This is a genomic window from Acinetobacter sp. UBA6571 (assembly GCF_002434085.1).
Lineage (GTDB): Bacteria > Pseudomonadota > Gammaproteobacteria > Pseudomonadales > Moraxellaceae > Acinetobacter > Acinetobacter radioresistens.
The window spans coordinates 31,400-46,813 of sequence record NZ_DJJJ01000010.1; the positions used below are offsets into that span (position 1 = coordinate 31,400).

General features: G+C 41.5%; 18 protein-coding genes. 7 read left to right on the forward strand and 11 right to left on the reverse strand.

What is annotated here, in order from left to right:
- Window positions 1-44: 44 nt before the first annotated feature.
- Window positions 45-1,472, forward strand: coding sequence for a PLP-dependent aminotransferase family protein (locus tag B3X18_RS01365; protein ID WP_005017674.1), 1,428 nt, complete (start codon window positions 45-47; stop codon window positions 1,470-1,472).
- Here B3X18_RS01365 and ahr read toward each other — a convergent pair.
- From ahr to B3X18_RS01405, 8 genes are all read right to left on the reverse strand, one after another.
- Window positions 1,469-2,497, reverse strand: a complete 1,029-nt coding sequence (gene ahr / locus B3X18_RS01370) for an NADPH-dependent aldehyde reductase Ahr (protein WP_005017676.1) — start codon at window positions 2,495-2,497, stop codon at window positions 1,469-1,471. The two genes, B3X18_RS01365 and ahr, sit on opposite strands and share 4 nt — an antisense overlap.
- A complete protein-coding gene (locus tag B3X18_RS01375; RefSeq protein WP_005017678.1) occupies window positions 2,494-3,087 on the reverse strand; it encodes a DNA-3-methyladenine glycosylase I in 594 nt (197 codons plus the stop codon). Before B3X18_RS01375 ends, ahr begins: the two co-directional genes overlap by 4 nt.
- Window positions 3,088-3,121: 34 nt before the next feature.
- Window positions 3,122-3,367 (reverse strand): hypothetical protein, encoded by a 246-nt coding sequence (locus B3X18_RS01380; RefSeq protein WP_005017680.1) that lies wholly within the window; start codon window positions 3,365-3,367, stop codon window positions 3,122-3,124.
- A gap of 9 nt (window positions 3,368-3,376) precedes the next feature.
- Complete coding sequence (locus B3X18_RS01385; RefSeq protein ID WP_005017683.1) at window positions 3,377-3,913, reverse strand: M23 family metallopeptidase; 537 nt, start codon at window positions 3,911-3,913, stop codon at window positions 3,377-3,379.
- 51 nt (window positions 3,914-3,964) lie between these two features.
- A complete protein-coding gene (gene mutY / locus B3X18_RS01390) occupies window positions 3,965-4,996 on the reverse strand; it encodes an A/G-specific adenine glycosylase (protein WP_005017689.1) in 1,032 nt (343 codons plus the stop codon).
- 211 nt (window positions 4,997-5,207) lie between these two features.
- Window positions 5,208-5,573 (reverse strand): HIT family protein, encoded by a 366-nt coding sequence (locus B3X18_RS01395; RefSeq protein WP_005017690.1) that lies wholly within the window; start codon window positions 5,571-5,573, stop codon window positions 5,208-5,210.
- Between the two features lie 85 nt (window positions 5,574-5,658).
- Entirely contained in the window at window positions 5,659-6,393 is a 735-nt protein-coding gene (locus B3X18_RS01400) for a dienelactone hydrolase family protein (protein ID WP_005017691.1), read from the reverse strand.
- Between the two features lie 179 nt (window positions 6,394-6,572).
- Complete coding sequence (locus B3X18_RS01405; protein ID WP_005017692.1) at window positions 6,573-6,731, reverse strand: DUF1328 domain-containing protein; 159 nt, start codon at window positions 6,729-6,731, stop codon at window positions 6,573-6,575.
- Window positions 6,732-6,920: 189 nt separating this feature from the next.
- Between B3X18_RS01405 and B3X18_RS01410 the strand changes: the two genes are divergently transcribed.
- Window positions 6,921-7,373 (forward strand): YcgN family cysteine cluster protein, encoded by a 453-nt coding sequence (locus B3X18_RS01410; protein ID WP_005017693.1) that lies wholly within the window; start codon window positions 6,921-6,923, stop codon window positions 7,371-7,373.
- 46 nt (window positions 7,374-7,419) lie between these two features.
- On the opposite strand, the gene B3X18_RS01415 is transcribed toward B3X18_RS01410, so the two are convergent.
- A complete protein-coding gene (locus B3X18_RS01415) occupies window positions 7,420-8,037 on the reverse strand; it encodes a cation transporter (RefSeq protein WP_005017694.1) in 618 nt (205 codons plus the stop codon).
- Window positions 8,038-8,109: 72 nt separating this feature from the next.
- On the opposite strand from B3X18_RS01415, the gene B3X18_RS01420 reads away from it, so the two are divergent.
- The 5 genes from B3X18_RS01420 to B3X18_RS01440 all read left to right on the forward strand — a co-directional run bounded on the left by B3X18_RS01420 (window position 8,110) and on the right by B3X18_RS01440 (window position 13,928).
- Window positions 8,110-8,514: a MerR family transcriptional regulator gene (locus B3X18_RS01420; protein ID WP_005017695.1), complete on the forward strand. Its 405-nt coding sequence runs from the start codon at window positions 8,110-8,112 to the stop codon at window positions 8,512-8,514.
- 130 nt (window positions 8,515-8,644) lie between these two features.
- Window positions 8,645-9,817 carry a PQQ-dependent sugar dehydrogenase gene (locus B3X18_RS01425; RefSeq protein WP_034688863.1) on the forward strand — a complete coding sequence of 391 codons (1,173 nt, stop codon included), beginning with the start codon at window positions 8,645-8,647 and terminating at the stop codon, window positions 9,815-9,817.
- A gap of 143 nt (window positions 9,818-9,960) precedes the next feature.
- Complete coding sequence (locus B3X18_RS01430) at window positions 9,961-11,232, forward strand: replication-associated recombination protein A (RefSeq protein WP_005017697.1); 1,272 nt, start codon at window positions 9,961-9,963, stop codon at window positions 11,230-11,232.
- 530 nt (window positions 11,233-11,762) lie between these two features.
- On the forward strand, window positions 11,763-11,999 hold the full coding sequence (locus tag B3X18_RS01435; RefSeq protein WP_005017702.1) for a DUF378 domain-containing protein: 237 nt from the start codon (window positions 11,763-11,765) through the stop codon (window positions 11,997-11,999).
- Window positions 12,000-12,356: 357 nt separating this feature from the next.
- Window positions 12,357-13,928 carry a histidine-type phosphatase gene (locus tag B3X18_RS01440; RefSeq protein ID WP_286935071.1) on the forward strand — a complete coding sequence of 524 codons (1,572 nt, stop codon included), beginning with the start codon at window positions 12,357-12,359 and terminating at the stop codon, window positions 13,926-13,928.
- A 119-nt stretch (window positions 13,929-14,047) separates the two neighbouring features.
- Here the strand turns inward: B3X18_RS01440 and purC are convergent, their stop codons facing one another.
- On the reverse strand, window positions 14,048-14,767 hold the full coding sequence (purC, locus tag B3X18_RS01445) for a phosphoribosylaminoimidazolesuccinocarboxamide synthase (RefSeq protein ID WP_005017705.1): 720 nt from the start codon (window positions 14,765-14,767) through the stop codon (window positions 14,048-14,050).
- A gap of 35 nt (window positions 14,768-14,802) precedes the next feature.
- Window positions 14,803-15,411 carry a hypothetical protein gene (locus B3X18_RS01450; protein ID WP_005017707.1) on the reverse strand — a complete coding sequence of 203 codons (609 nt, stop codon included), beginning with the start codon at window positions 15,409-15,411 and terminating at the stop codon, window positions 14,803-14,805.
- Window positions 15,412-15,414: the final 3 nt, after the last annotated feature.

The window sequence follows — 15,414 nt, forward strand, 5'->3', positions numbered from 1 at the left end:
TAGAGCATTACAGACACAAAAAAATTTAAAAAAGCAGTACAGATATGGCATTTCACTACCAACTTCTTGCCAGTCAGCTGGCCGGAAAAATTCACAGCCAAGCTTTAAAAGCCGATCAGCGGCTCAGTTCTCTTCGGGATTTTGCCCGGCAGCATGAAGTGAGCCTCAGCACTGCACAAAGCTGTTATGAATTACTAGAAGCTCAAGGCTTAATTTATGTACGGCCCAGATCTGGCTATTTTGTGAAAGGGCAGTCATTACAAAACCCGTTACCCCGTCATTTAGATTTCCAGTCCAGACCGCGTGATGTCAGTAATCTTGAACTGCAAATTGAAATACAACAGGCTTCCATTCAGAATAATTTAGTACATCTGGGGGCTATCCAGCTATCACCACAACTGGTACCTGTAGAGGCTTTACGCCGTTCGATCCAGCGTGCGCTCAAGCATAGCCAGCCGGAAGACTTTCTATACAGTGACCGGCAGGGCCATAAAAAGTTACGTCAGGCTTTAAGCGAACACTGGGCAGAAGATGGCCTGTATATTCAGCCAGAAGATATTTTAATTACCAGTGGCTGTATGCCTGCGTTATCACTCATTATTCAGCAGCTTACTGAAGTGGGTGATAGCATTCTGGTACCAACCCCAAGTTTTAATGGCCAGTTACAGCTACTGGCCAGTCTGAAGCGTAAAATTATCGAAATACCGGCCAGCCATGCAGGCGTTGATCTGGACCGGCTGGAACAGATGATGCAAAGCGGGCAGGTAAAGGCCTGCCTGATGACTGCGAATTACCAAAATCCGCTCGGCTACTGTCTGAGCAATACAGAAAAGGCACAGATTGCACAGCTGGCAGAACGCTACCGCTGTTATGTGATTGAAGATGATATTTATGCTGAATGCGGCTTTAATCTGGAACGACCATTACCTATTAAGTACTGGGATCAGGCCGGTTACATCATCTACTGCGGTTCAGTTTCCAAGTCTTTATCATCTGCTTACCGCATTGGGTGGGTATGTATCAGCCAGCAGCTACAGTCTTTTAGAATTGGGTTATTAAATGGAAATGCCATCGTTAATACACCATTGCAGCTTGCACTGGCCGATCTGATATATAGCCGTAGTTACCGTGAACATTTAAATAGTTTACGCCCCCGTCTTATGCAGCAGGTAAGACAATATCAGGAATATATTTTAAAGGTTTTTCAAGGCGTTAAAATCGGTCTAAGTCAGCCTGAGGGTGGTTATGCCCTGTGGCTGGAATTTCCGGTGCAGATTGACGGACTGGAAATGTATCATTTTGCACAGCAGCATGGCATTAATATTGTACCGGGAGAAGTATTTGGAGAAGACCGGCGCTATCGGCATTTTATCCGTTTAAATGCCGGACATGGCTTAAGTCATGAGATCTGCCAGTCGATTGATAAACTGGCAGAATGGGTAAAACAAAAACTTGATAACACAGACAGTTAGTCAAAATCTGCTTTTAAAACCACCCGGTAACGTACTTGACCTGAGTGCAGGCGTTCAATAGCTTCATTAATCTGTGACATTGGAAACAGTTCAATCTGTGGAGCAATATTTTTACGTGCTGCAAACTTGAGTAACTGACGCAAAGCCGCCGGTGAACCGGTGGGTGAGCCCGTCACTGATTTGTTCCCTCCAATAAGGGTTCCTACCGGTACCTGCATCGGTTCAAGGGTGAGTCCCAACATATGTACGGTACCATGTGGTGCCAGTGTGTGTAGATAGGATTTCCAGTCCAGACTGACATTAACGGTACTGAGCAATAAGTCAAACTTGCCGTATTGGTTTTTAAGTGCCGCAGAATCACGGCTGTTTACTACGTGATCTGCACCCATTTCAATCAGCTCGGGTGTTTTATCCAGACTGGAAGTGAAGGCGGTAATTTCGCAGCCCCATGCTTTAAGCAGCTTGATGGCCATATGGCCCAAGCCCCCAATTCCGATAACACCGACATGATGTACAGATTGAATCTGATGTTTTAATAAGGGATCAAATACAGTAATACCGCCACAGAGCAGGGGTCCGGCACTTTGTGGATCCAGATCATCGGGAAGAGGAATCGCCCATTGCCAGTCGGCACGTACTTTTTCAGCAAAACCGCCAGCATGGTCAACAATAGTCGCTTTAGAGCCACCATTACACATTACCTGATCACCGGCAATACAGTAATCACAATGCTGACAGCTTTCTGCTGTCCAGCCGATACCCACACGTTGACCCAGTTGCAAGCCTCTGGCTTCTGAGCCTAAGCCAATAATTGTACCGATGATTTCATGACCAGCCACAACCGGATAAACCGAACTGCCCCAGTCATTATTTAGTACTGAAACATCAGAGTGACACAAGCCACAGTACTCAACCTTGACTTCAACCTGATGTGGCTGTAAATCACCGGCATCGAACTCATAGGGAACCAGTGCTGCACCTGGCTGCATGGCAGCATAGGCACGAATAGTATTCTTCTGACTCATAACAACTCCTTGGCAGAAAAGCGGATGTTTGGCTTAGACTTAAATTTACAGCTATTTTCATGATCATCAACCATACCGACTGCCTGCATAAAAGCATAACAGGTCGTCGGTCCAACAAATTTGAAACCATATTTTTTTAAAGTTTTTGAAAGTGCAAGACTGGTCTCTGTCTGGGCAGGAGCCTGACGAAAATCTGTCACATTCCGATATAAAGGTTGACCATCGACAACTTGCCATAACCAGTGGCCTACATCACCGACTTCAGCTTTAAGTTTTTGCCAGGCAACTGCGTTGTCACGAATAGCCTTCAACTTGCCCAAGTGACGGATAAGACCTGAATCCTGCATTTTTTGCTGTAACGACTCATCACTCAAGCCAGCAATCTCAGCAATCGGATATTGAAAAAAATGCTGCCGATAAGCCTCGCGCTTCTTTAAAACGGTAATCCAGGAGAGGCCGGCTTGCTGACCTTCCAGACACAGCATTTCAAATAGGCGTTGCTCATCATATTCAGGTTTTCCCCACTCTTGGTCATGATAGGCAATATAAAGCGGGTCATCCGAGCACCATCCGCAGCGCTGAGGGGTCATCATGGTGCTCCCTGAGTGGTTTAACTTAAGGTTCTTAAATAGTAAATCTTATCCACTCACTGGTAAGATTATTCCAAAAATATAGTTCGGCGATAGCAAGATCGTCAAACTTTAACCAGCAATCTTTACCATTCTTATCATTAAAACCTGTGCTGATCATCAGCGCATCTTCAGTAATTTCCATTATCCAGCCCTGGTAACTCTGTCCGGCCAGCACAATTTTCTGCTGGTTTCCAGATTCTGCAAATTCGACCAGCCGTTGAATTAAAGCTTCTGACATATTTTTTTCCTAACGCAGATACAGATAAGGATTCACTGCACCACGACCTTTGCCTTGCAGATAAATTCCATAATGAAGATGAGGGGCTGTATGACGGGCATTACCAGTATTGCCTACGTAACCGATGAGCTGTCCCTTTTTAATATAATCACCGACTTCCAGACCTCTTTTGTGCCCATCAAGATGGGCATAATAGTGCCAGCTGCCACCTGGTCCCAGAATCCAGATGACTTTACCTCCAAGATTGTTATTGCGCAGATCTGCGATCAGCCCCTCTGTGGCACTATAAACTTTTGTACCGCGTGGAGACATAATATCAATACCTTCATGAGTGCGTCCTTTACTACGTGACACTCCCCAGGTATCACTGAGTTGTTGACGCTCCACACTCTTCACTGGAACCGGCAAACGCGAATCAAGCTGCATACCATGAAGTTTACTTACTTGGGCAGCGGGTAGGGCAGAAGGTTTTTTCGGCGCAGAGGTACAGGCCGCTATCAAGATAAAACACAAACTTAAAAAAATATAACCGGCAAAACGTGACACACGACTTCCTTGATTAAATAAGTTTATAAAATGACAGTAACCAGTATGTCATCACTCGATAAGCTGAATCAATTTTTTCATAGCCGTTGGCAGACCACGCATTAGAGCCTGTTCAGGACTCAGCCATTCACCACCCAGTTCAGTCTGTAGAAACTCACGTTGTTCTGGTTCCACGTGGAACAGATAGGTATCTAGCAGCCAGGTAAAATGAGTGAAGCCATGTGTAATCTGAACAGGTGCTTGCTTCTGCTTTAAACCATATTGTGCCAGCAGCTGAGAAAACTGCTGCTTATCTTCAATTATAGGCAGACAATACAAGCCGCCCCAGAGACCGCTAGCTGGCCGCTGCTGCCATAACCATTGGTCTTGGCTTTGTAATAATAAGATATGGCCCTGTTTTAGCGGCACAGGCTTTTTGGGTTTTTTATAAGGCAATTCAGTTTCTAACCCCTGCTGATGGGCAAGACAGTGCTCCTGCATCGGGCAGTAAAGGCATAACGGTTTTTTGGGGGTACAAATGGTAGCACCCAGATCCATGATAGCTTGCGTATAATCATGGTTACGTTCAGTCGGACATAGCTCTTCTGCCAGTTTCCAGAGTCTGCGTTCCTGTACCGGCTGGCTCAAATCTTCTTCAATTGCAAAAAAGCGTGCCAGTACCCGTTTAACATTGCCATCCATAATGACACCATACTGGCGCAATCCGAGTGACATTAATGCGCCTGCTGTCGAGCGGCCTATACCGGGCAAAGCAATCCAGCCGTCAAGACTGTCTGGAAATTTGCCTTCACGGCTAACTATTCCAGCTGCTTTATGCAGATTTCGGGCACGTGCATAATAGCCCAGCCCAGCCCAGTATGGGGCTACTTCATCCCAACTAGCCAGTCCCAAGTCATTTACAGTAGGAAACCGCTGGATAAAGCGATCGAAATATTGCAGCACAGTCTTAACCTGGGTTTGTTGAAGCATAATTTCTGAAACCCAGACTTTATAGGGATCATCACTGACTTGCCAAGGCAGATCATGCCGGCCATGAACATCAAACCATTCAAGTAAAGCATGTGAAAAGGAAAATTCGGACATATAAATTTCAGGCAGGAATTACTTGGAGATTATAGCTGAACTACAGCGAGAATAGATTTTTTAGTTGGAAAAAGGCATGTTTCATGCTAGGTGTTTTAAACAGCTTAAAGATTAAGTATTAAAGATAAATAGCACCGTTATAGTAAACGGCAGAAATCAGTAAACCCAGTAACCAGGATAAAAGATGATGCCTTGGGCATCATCTACTCATTTACTCTTCGTCCAGTATTCCCCAGCGCTCGTCCAGTCTTAAAGCCTGACCCGCATAGCGTGGAATAATATGGATATGGAGATGCTGGGAAGCTTCTCCAAAGACAGAACCATCATTAAAGCCGATATGGAAACCTTCAGGCTGATGACGAATTTTAAGTTCATTACGCGCCAGTTCCAGAAGCGACATCAGGCTTTTACGTTCTTTATCAGTGACATCGAAAAATGAACTGATATGGCGCAGGGGAATAATAACAGAATGTCCCTTAGATAACGGTTTTGGCTCAGGCAAAATGGCACCAAAGTCATTTTTATCAATCACATCATATTCATCAAAGTCACAATATGGACAATTATTTTCACTCATGATTATACCCTCATCGTTTTATTTATAGGTTGAATCTATGCAGTAAGGTAATCAGCACCTTACTGCGATTTTAATATTTTATAGGTTAAAGGTGACGTTGTAGCAAATCATACATGGCCTTCAAGCTTTGTCGCTCTGCTTCTACGTTATAGCCCAGATCTACTCCATTGGCCCGGGCACGTTCATCGGCTAATGGATTACTAAAACCATGTTTTGCTGCTTCAAATACAATAACATCATGCTCTACACCGGCTGCCTGCATTTCCTGCTTGAAACTGGCTACATCATCTAGAGTGACCATGCTGTCGAGTTCACCGTGCAATACCAGAACTTCAGCCTGAATTTTTCCAGGCTGTGCCGGCTCTTTTGCAGAGAGATTACCGTGAAAAGTAGCAACGGCTTTAAGTGGTGCACCTGAGCGTGCCAGATCAAGGACGACCTTGCCCCCATAGCAAAAGCCTATTGCTGCCAGTTTATCCGGATTTACTTCATTTTGTTCAGCCAGAGCCTTTAGGCCAGCTGACGCACGAGTCACTATTGTGTCCGGATCCTGAAAAGTTTGAGTCATCCATTCATTGGCTTGGCCCGCATCGGTAGTTACCTTTTTGTCACCATACATATCAATTGCAAGTGCAGCATAACCATGCTCAGCCAGCTCACGGGCACGTTGTTCAGTATATTCAGTTCTGCCCCACCATTCTGGCGCTACAATCACACCCGCTACTGGTGCATCAGATTCTGGCGCAGCAAAATAGCCAACTAAATTGGTTCCATCTGCTGCGTTATAATGAATTTCGCGGGTTTTGATTGTTGAAGTCATTCTGATCAATCCTTGTATAAACTTAAGAGAATGACCTGATTAAATCATAAAAAATATTTAAAATGACTGAAAAGAAAAAGAATATAAAAGAAGAAATGTGAAAATTTATGTTTTTAATAAGATGAAAAAATAAAAAAGAAGGATAAATCCTTCTTTTTTATAACACGATGAATATATATTTATACTCGGCCGCGTGAGATAAAACCAACGATTGCCAGAATAACTGCAATCACAAGCAGAATCACTGCAAAGTCTTTAGATAAGCCTGCTACGCCACCAAAACCTAACAGACTTGCAATTAGTGCAATCACCGCAAAAATAATCGCCCAACGAAACATAATTTATCTCCATAATTTTTTATTAATGTGTTTTTAGTATAGAGAGCAAAATAAAATATAAGTGTGAGCTTTGTGTTTAAAAATTATACCAGGTATTGCGTTAAGTAAATGATTTGTGAGAGATGTATTTTTTAAAAGTCAAAACACACAATGATATACTGTTCAGGTAGTAAATTTGTATGAAGTATTATGGTCAAGCCGTTGCGTCCACAGTTTTGGAAAGTCTATCCACTTGAACAACTTAGCCCGGAAGAGTGGGAAGCGCTTTGTGATGGCTGTGGTTTGTGTTGTCTGGTCAAACTTGAAGATGAAGAGACTCAAGAGGTTGCCTATACCAAAGTTGCCTGTAAATTACTGGACTGCAAGACAGCGCGGTGCAGTGATTATACCAACCGGAAACAGCAGGTTCCTGACTGTATCCAGCTGACTCCAGAAAAGCTCACTACAATTCACTGGTTACCTCCGAGTTGTGCTTATCGCCGTCTGTCTGAAGGTAAAAATTTACCTTCATGGCACTATTTGAATACCGGTAGCCGCCAAAGTGTGATGAAAGCCAAAAAATCAGCAGCCGGCCGCTGTATTTCTGAACTGGACATTGAGGAAGACCAGATAGAAGAATATATCGTGCGCTGGGTACGTTAAATTAAAAATAAAAGAGAAGTATCTCAAGCTTCTCTTTTATTCTATCTCATCCGAGCTTGGCCTGAATCCGTTCTTTCCATGAGGTCCGGATAATAGTAAGGCTGGAACTTAAGCCAAGTAAAATCATAATTGAGGCTACAATTAAATCTGGCCAGACCTGCTGTGTTCCAAATACGCCTACAGCTGCCAGAACTACCGCAACGTTACCAATTGCATCATTACGACTGCACAGCCATACTGACTTCATGTTGGCTTCACCATCCCGAAAAGCATATAGAATCAGGGCAGTCAGGATATTCGCGATCAGTGCCAGTGTACCAATAATACCCATAGTAATCGCTTCTGGTGGTACACCATGTATATAGGACCAGACCACTTTGCCCAGAACAATGAAAGCAAAAACCAGCATCATCAGTCCTTTTAACAGGGCAGCTGTTGCGCGCCAGTATAATCCAAGACCCAGTACAAAAATAGAAATCAGGTAATTGAAAGAATCTCCTGCAAAATCCAGTGCATCAGCCCAGAGTGAAGTGGAACCTGTATGTGCTCCACCTGTAACCTCAACAATAAACATAGTGAAATTTAAAAATAGGGCTATCCACAGCGCATTTCTGAATTTACGGCTTTTGGCCTGTGTTTCCTGACAACTACAGCAACCTGCCATTATTCAACTCCTGAAAGATCAGATAGAATAATTAAAAAGTCTGGAGTAACTCCAGAGTCAAGAGGGGAATGTATGCTGTATTCGATTGGTGAACTGGCCAGGAAAAGTAAAATTTCGGTAGACAGTATCCGCTTTTATGAAAAGAAAAATCTGCTTTCGCTGCCATTACGGGGTAATAATAACTATCGTTATTATGATGACACTGCGCTTGAACAGCTTATCTTTATCCGGCATTGCCGTGAACTGGGAATGTCACTTAAAGAAATTGGGCAGCTGACTGAACTGTTGAAAAAACCGCAGCAACAGTGCAATACAGTTGACCAACTGCTAGAAGATCATTTGGGACATATTGAACAAAAACTTCAACGCCTTGAAAATTTCCGTACAAAGTTACAGCAGCTGCGCCAGACCTGTCGGGCTGACCTTACTATTCAGGACTGCAAAATTGTTTCTGGCCTTAAGCACCCTGAACCATAAGCTTTAACTTCCCTGAAAATTAACTAAATCAAAAGGAAATATTTGGTAAAGCAATACTTTGATTAAATCGGACAGATATATTCATTCATTTGTATGATGGAAAATATAGTCAGAATTTAAGAGAGAAGTGATGTATAACAATAAATTCCGCATAACATCCATACTATTTTTTAGCCTGTTTACCTTGTATGGCTGTAATTCAAATCAGGGACACACTAATACTCCGGAAAGCCATCAAGAGGCTGACCAGACTTCAACTTCTAAGCAGTTACAGACATTTAAAGTACAGCAAATTACCCAGTTTAATGAACCTTGGGCACTCGCTGTTCTACCTGACCAGCGATTACTGGTCACTGAACGAAAAGGTCAGCTCAAGCTATTTGACCCGCTGACAAAACGTACAGTAAATATCACAGGTCTTCCTGAAGTAGCATACGGTGGGCAAGGCGGTCTGGGCGATATCGTATTGCATCCAAATTTTAATCAAAACCAGTGGGTTTACTATAGTTATGCGGAAAAAGGTGCTGGAGGACAGGGAGCAGCTGTCGCCAGAGCCCGGCTGGACCTGAACAGTGCAGTGCCAGCTTTAAAAAACCATGAAGTAATCTGGCGTCAGATACCAAAAGTTTCGGGGCAAGGCCATTATGGTCATCGTCTGGCTTTTGACCATGAAGGAAAACTCTGGATTGCCTCAGGTGAGCGCCAGAAGTTTACGCCGGCACAGGATATGAAATCTAATCTTGGGAAAGTACTGCATCTAAACGATGACGGTACACCGGCCAGTAATAATCCATTTGCACAGCAGAGTAGAGTAACCGCCGAGATCTGGTCATTCGGTCATCGAAATCCGCTTGGGATTGCATTTGATGCTAAAAATCAGCTCTGGGTTGTAGAAATGGGACCGAAAGGTGGGGATGAGCTGAACCTGATTAGAAAGGGGAAAAATTATGGTTATCCCATCGTTTCCAATGGAGATCATTATGATGGTAAACCGATTCCTGACCATTCAACCCGACCTGAATTTCAAAAACCCGAGCTAAGCTGGACACCTGTCATTTCTCCCTCGAGTTTGCTGATTTATCAAGGCCGGCAATTTCCCAAGTGGCAGGGGGAGGCACTGATTGGAGGGCTGTCTTCAGAGGCTTTGATTATCGTAGACCTGGAGCAAAACCCGGTGAAAGAAATTCAGCGTATTGATATGAAGGAGCGTATTCGGGGATTACAGGAAGCTCAGGATGGTTCGATCTGGGTGATTGAGGATGGCAAAAATGCAAAACTTTTGAAACTAACGGCTGGCGTATGAAGCATCCAAGTATGAAGCTGATATTTTAGCCAGAATATTTGCTATTTTTGCCCCGCACTTATATACAGTACTGCTTAAAAACTGCCGTGCAGCAGTCTGAAAATACGCTACTATAAAAGCTTATACAGTAATGCAAAAAGAATATGTCAGATACTCAAATCCCTCTACCTGAACGTCTGCGTCCACGTGACCTCTCAGAAATTATCGGACAGGATCATCTGCTCGGTGAGCAGGCACCTTTACGGCAGATGATTGATCAGGGGCATTTGCCTTCTATTATTTTCTGGGGTCCACCGGGTGTGGGTAAAACTACTATTGCCTTGCTTCTGGCACAGGCTGTAGATCGACCCTTTATTAGCCTTTCAGCGCTCAATACTGGAGTTAAAGAACTACGGGAAATTATTGCTGAAAGTGGCGATCTGCTGACACCTGTAGTTTTCATTGACGAAATTCATCGCTTTAACAAGTCTCAGCAGGATGCACTATTAAATGCGGTAGAGAAAGGTAAAATTACCTTAATTGGAGCGACAACTGAGAACCCGTCTTTTGAGGTAAATGGTGCGCTTTTGTCACGCTGCCAGGTTTATACCTTAAATATTCTTGATAGCGAATCTATTCAAACCTTGCTTGATAAAGCACTTCAAACAGATGAATTTTTAAAAGAACGGCATATCCAGATTGAAGAATATGATGCACTCATCCAGTTTGCTGCTGGAGATGCTCGCAAGGCACTCAATCTACTTGATCTGATTGCCAGTACCTTTGAACCCGGCCTTGAAAATATAATTAATAATGCCATCGTGGTTAAGGTTGCACAGCAGAATATCGCACGTTACGACAAATCCGGTGAACAGCATTATGATTTAGTATCAGCATTTATTAAGTCAATTCGGGGAAGTGATCCGGATGCAACTTTGTACTGGATGGCCCGGATGCTTAAAGGTGGAGAAGATCCGGTATTTATTGCTCGCCGTATGCTGATTGCAGCATCAGAAGATATTGGCAATTCTAATCCGAATGCACTTTTACTGGCTGGAGAATGCTTCCGTTCAGTTCAGGCAGTGGGTATGCCTGAAGCACGGATTATTTTAGGTCAGACAGCAGTATATCTGGCCACCAGTGCGAAAAGTAATAGTACTTATCTGGCAATTAATAAAGCCTTGGCCTTGGCCGAGAAAACTGCCAACCTGCCTGTTCCCCTACATTTAAGAAATGCGCCTACTAAACTGATGAAAGATCAAGGTTATGGAGTGAATTATCTATATCCGCACGATTATCCGGAGCATTTTGTATTACAGGAGTACTTGCCCCCTGAGCTAAAAGGTACTCAATTGTATGAGTCGGCACGTAATAAGCGGGAAGTAGAAGGTGAGAAGCTACAACAGCGCCGCTGGCAGCAACAACAGCAACAGTAAATCAAGGCCCGAACCCGGGCTCTTGTTTTTAGGATTTAAAAAGTCTGTTAATGATATTCAGCCTATTTTTCTAGATATTATTTTGAATAAGTTGAGTCTTCCGATAAGCCATTTTTATTTTCAGTATATTTATTTATATTTACTTAATGGGTTATATAAAAAAGAAAAAAATTTCATTAAATATTTTAAAGTTATTTATTCTCTTAATTTTAAGAGTATAAGTTAGTAATTGGCTGGAGATAAATTTTTTAAATAGAAAATTCCAAAATTTTTAATCTTTAGGCACTCTATATAAGGAATTTAAATTACGTAAAATATTTAATAGTATTTTTTTATAGCTAAAAAACTCAATTTTTATAAGTTTACATTGAACACTAATTGTACAAATAAAAGTAACCTAGTTAAAATTTAAACTCTATAAAATGACACTAGCTCAACATAGAAAACAGCTTTTTAGCATCAAAACAACATATTAAATTTAATTAAATTCTCATAATTAATATATCAAATAGATGGCTGGAGAGTAACCTATGAGACTTAATACAATCGACTGGATTGCATATGCTTTAACAATTATTGGTGGAATTAACTGGGGCCTAGTTGGTGCATTTAATTTTGATCTAGTTGCTGCAATTTTTGGTGAAATGAGTACTCTATCCCGAATTATTTATGTATTGGTTGGTTTGTCTGCACTTTATCTAATTTATACGGGTACTAAACTGGGTAAAACAGTGCACCATGACCCTCATGCAAAAGTTGTTCGCTAAGTAAGCCTAATATTATAAATTTTATATAAAAATGGAGTCTTGGCTCCATTTTTATTTTTATAAATTACCATTTTTACCTTTTACTTAATATTTAAAAGCCACTCTATAAATATTAGCTTATAGCTGTTCTATTATTTTTTGTAAATTTCCTACTGCTGCTTTACAGTTAAATATTAAATTTCTATTTTAAAAATTAACTTCTTATTTTAATAGAAAATATTTAATCAATACTATTCACCCAATTATAAAACAATTAACAGAATATTCTAGCAGAGATCCTCTTTTAAAATTAGTAATAAAATTGACATAACATTAAATTATTATACCCAGCATTTCCTTATGTATTATTTAAATTATATGAATAAAATATTTAAAATCAGTATATTAGCTTTAAATTTATTTATAGTTGCCTGTAACGATGAAACCAGTAATAATTTAGTCATACCACCTTCAAATCATACTGAGTCAAAATATTATCAAACTAAAACCCCTTATCAGCCACAACAGGATTTAAAAAGTTACGAGCCAGTTCCTTCAGGCTTTCAGCCTGTTTTTACAGAAATGGTTGCACGTCATGGATCAAGGGGATTATCAAGCCTTAAGTATGATCTAGCCTTATATCATTTATGGAAACAGGCGAAAGCAGAAAATGCCTTAACTCCTTTAGGGGAACAACTGGGTAAAGACCTGGAAACTATGATGCAAGCTAATATACTTTTAGGCTATGGGGTAGAAGGTATTCGCCAGTTTGGTTATGGTAATGAAACTGTGACAGGTATTTTGGAACATCGTGGAATTGCTGACCGGTTACTGCAGCGTTTACCAAACTTGTTTAATCAGGATGCTTCAATCTGGATACAAAGTTCTGGAGTGGACCGGGCAGTCGATAGTGCAAAATTTTTCACAGCTGAATTAATTCAGCAGCGAAGTGAGCTTAAAAATAAAATAGAACCTGACTCCTATACCAGTCTGACCAGTACTATTTCTCCTACCATTGAAGAAGGTGGAGTCGACCGCTTCAAGCTTTATTTTCACCGCTTAAATGCAGAGGAAGATTTAATTAAAGCACTTAACCCTCATCAACAGGAAATTTATGAGGCGAGTCAGACCTATCAACAGTTTGAAGAAAATAATGATGACTTGAACAAGAAACTTGATGAATTATCTAACCATACTCAGGCTGAGGCAGTTGCATTAACTGTACTCGAACCCATCTTTAAGGCAGATTTTATTCGAAAGCTCGGTTTACCTGACTATATTTTCAGTAATACAGGCTCATTTACGGTCACTACTCCTGCAGGGGAGCAAGTTACAGAAAAGGGTAAGGGTAAAAATACAATCGCAAGCTCGGTAGATGCTGCAGCTTATCTGTATGAGCTTTATTCGATTTCAGGTGGAATGCAAAGTGAATTACGAGGAACAGACTTTGCTAAATACATGCCTTTAAATGCTGCCAGGTTTTACGCTGAATTTAATGATGCTCATGACTTTTATGAAAAAGGACCAAGCTTTTTAGAATCAAATCAGGTAACAAGTAAAATAGCATATGGCCTAAAACAGGATTTATTTCAACAAGCTGATCAGGTTATCGAGAAAACACAACCTTATAAAGCTGTTTTACGTTTTGCCCATGCAGAAATTATTATTCCGCTTGCGACCAGTCTTGATCTGCATAGTATGATGCAACCTTTAGCCCTGCATCAGACTTATAGTTATGCTACCAGCACATGGCGGGGCGAAACAGTTTCACCTATGGCCACCAATATACAGTGGGATATTTATCAAAATCCTCAAGGCCATACGCTAGTAAAAATGCTTTATAACGAAAAAGAAACTTTATTTAAACCAGCTTGCAATTATGCACGTTACCAACCCACAAGTTTTTATTATGATTATCAAAAATTAAAACAGTGTTATCAGAGCCGTTAAATTACTGGGTAAAAAATTATACTTATCTGAATAATAAATCCATGATTGAAGTGTGCAAACATAATACTATTAAATTAAAAAACCGGACTCTATGTCCGGTTTTTTAATTTACTGCTATCTCAGATATCAGATAGATCAATACCTAAACGTGCGGCTACTTCTTCATAGGCCTCAACAACACCTCCTAATCCCTGACGGAAACGGTCTTTGTCGAGTTTTTTCTTGGTATCCTTATCCCATAGACGGCAGCCATCTGGAGAGAACTCGTCACCAAGTACTATACGGTCATGGAACACACCAAATTCAAGCTTGAAATCTACCAGAAGCATATTGCCCTGAGCAAACAGGTCTTTTAGAACTTCATTTACTTTATAGGTAAGAACCTTCATCTGTTCCAGCTGCTCCGCAGTAGCCCAGCTCAAGGCAATTGCCTGAGACTCGTTTACCATTGGATCGCCTAAACCATCATCTTTAAAGAACAGTTCAAAGGTAGGTGGATTAAGTTCCTTACCTTCTTCGATACCTAGACGACGACATAATGAACCTGCAGCATAATTACGGATCACACATTCTACCGGAATCATTTTCAGTTTCTTGACCAGAACTTCTGTAGGTGAAAGCAGCTTCTCGAAATGAGTTTCGATCCCGGCAGCAGCGAGTTTTTCCATGATAAAGGCGTTAAAACGGTTATTCACCTTGCCCTTACGATCTAGTTGTTCGATTTTTTCGCCATTGAACGCAGAGGCATCATCACGAAAGACTAAAATCAGATGGTCGGCAGAATCTGTTTCATATACAGATTTCGCTTTACCCGTATAAAGCAAGGTTTGTTTTAACATGGAGGAACCTTTTTACAAAAAAATGCCTAGTACGACTAGGCTGGCCAATTTTGGTAAATCTGAGCTAACAGCTCTGCAGCCTGCTGTGGATCTGCAAAACTATTATCGGCATTAAACACAGCAAGTGTATGACTTGCACCTACGGAGGTTAGTCTTAAAACATATGTCCGGTTATCAGCTTTAATAGTGGCTTCATGACCATTTTTACTCTGGCCAACTACGCTATAGTTAAGGCTGCTCAGCGTGGCAAGGGTGTATTGCCAGATCGTTGCCGAGTTACCCTCAATTTTAAGTAACGGATTGCGGTTACCATCCATCACTACTTGAGGACGCCCAGTTTCAGTCACATTCTGAGCTGTAGCAGACTGATTTGCACCTTGCTGAGCTGATTCTGGACGAGGCAAAGCAAAACGGTTGCCCCGCTTATTTTCAAGTTTAGGCGCATTATCAATGGCGAGCTGTTCAACTGTAGGTGCCGGATACAGCGGCGTAACTGGTCGTACCAGAGAACCTTCAGGATATTTAAGTGGTTCTAGTGTGGTTGTATTTTTATAGTCAAGAGAACCATTATTGATGCTCATGGAACTGCAACCAGCCAGACTCAAGGCTGAAAGGGTCAGGGCTAAACCAATACGTAACTGCATAAT

Excerpts from the sequence above, each read along its gene's own strand:
- B3X18_RS01365 (WP_005017674.1), top strand. The coding sequence starts at position 45 with ATGGCATTTCACTACCAACTTCTTGCCAGTCAGCTGGCCGGAAAAATT.
- ahr (WP_005017676.1), bottom strand. The coding sequence starts at position 2,497 with ATGAGTCAGAAGAATACTATTCGTGCCTATGCTGCCATGCAGCCAGGT.
- B3X18_RS01375 (WP_005017678.1), bottom strand. The coding sequence starts at position 3,087 with ATGACCCCTCAGCGCTGCGGATGGTGCTCGGATGACCCGCTTTATATT.
- B3X18_RS01380 (WP_005017680.1), bottom strand. The coding sequence starts at position 3,367 with ATGTCAGAAGCTTTAATTCAACGGCTGGTCGAATTTGCAGAATCTGGA.
- mutY (WP_005017689.1), bottom strand. The coding sequence starts at position 4,996 with ATGTCCGAATTTTCCTTTTCACATGCTTTACTTGAATGGTTTGATGTT.
- B3X18_RS01395 (WP_005017690.1), bottom strand. The coding sequence starts at position 5,573 with ATGAGTGAAAATAATTGTCCATATTGTGACTTTGATGAATATGATGTG.
- B3X18_RS01400 (WP_005017691.1), bottom strand. The coding sequence starts at position 6,393 with ATGACTTCAACAATCAAAACCCGCGAAATTCATTATAACGCAGCAGAT.
- B3X18_RS01405 (WP_005017692.1), bottom strand. The coding sequence starts at position 6,731 with ATGTTTCGTTGGGCGATTATTTTTGCGGTGATTGCACTAATTGCAAGT.
- B3X18_RS01410 (WP_005017693.1), top strand. The coding sequence starts at position 6,921 with ATGGTCAAGCCGTTGCGTCCACAGTTTTGGAAAGTCTATCCACTTGAA.
- B3X18_RS01415 (WP_005017694.1), bottom strand. The coding sequence starts at position 8,037 with ATGGCAGGTTGCTGTAGTTGTCAGGAAACACAGGCCAAAAGCCGTAAA.
- B3X18_RS01420 (WP_005017695.1), top strand. The coding sequence starts at position 8,110 with ATGCTGTATTCGATTGGTGAACTGGCCAGGAAAAGTAAAATTTCGGTA.
- B3X18_RS01425 (WP_034688863.1), top strand. The coding sequence starts at position 8,645 with ATGTATAACAATAAATTCCGCATAACATCCATACTATTTTTTAGCCTG.
- B3X18_RS01430 (WP_005017697.1), top strand. The coding sequence starts at position 9,961 with ATGTCAGATACTCAAATCCCTCTACCTGAACGTCTGCGTCCACGTGAC.
- B3X18_RS01435 (WP_005017702.1), top strand. The coding sequence starts at position 11,763 with ATGAGACTTAATACAATCGACTGGATTGCATATGCTTTAACAATTATT.
- B3X18_RS01440 (WP_286935071.1), top strand. The coding sequence starts at position 12,357 with ATGAATAAAATATTTAAAATCAGTATATTAGCTTTAAATTTATTTATA.
- purC (WP_005017705.1), bottom strand. The coding sequence starts at position 14,767 with ATGTTAAAACAAACCTTGCTTTATACGGGTAAAGCGAAATCTGTATAT.
- B3X18_RS01450 (WP_005017707.1), bottom strand. The coding sequence starts at position 15,411 with ATGCAGTTACGTATTGGTTTAGCCCTGACCCTTTCAGCCTTGAGTCTG.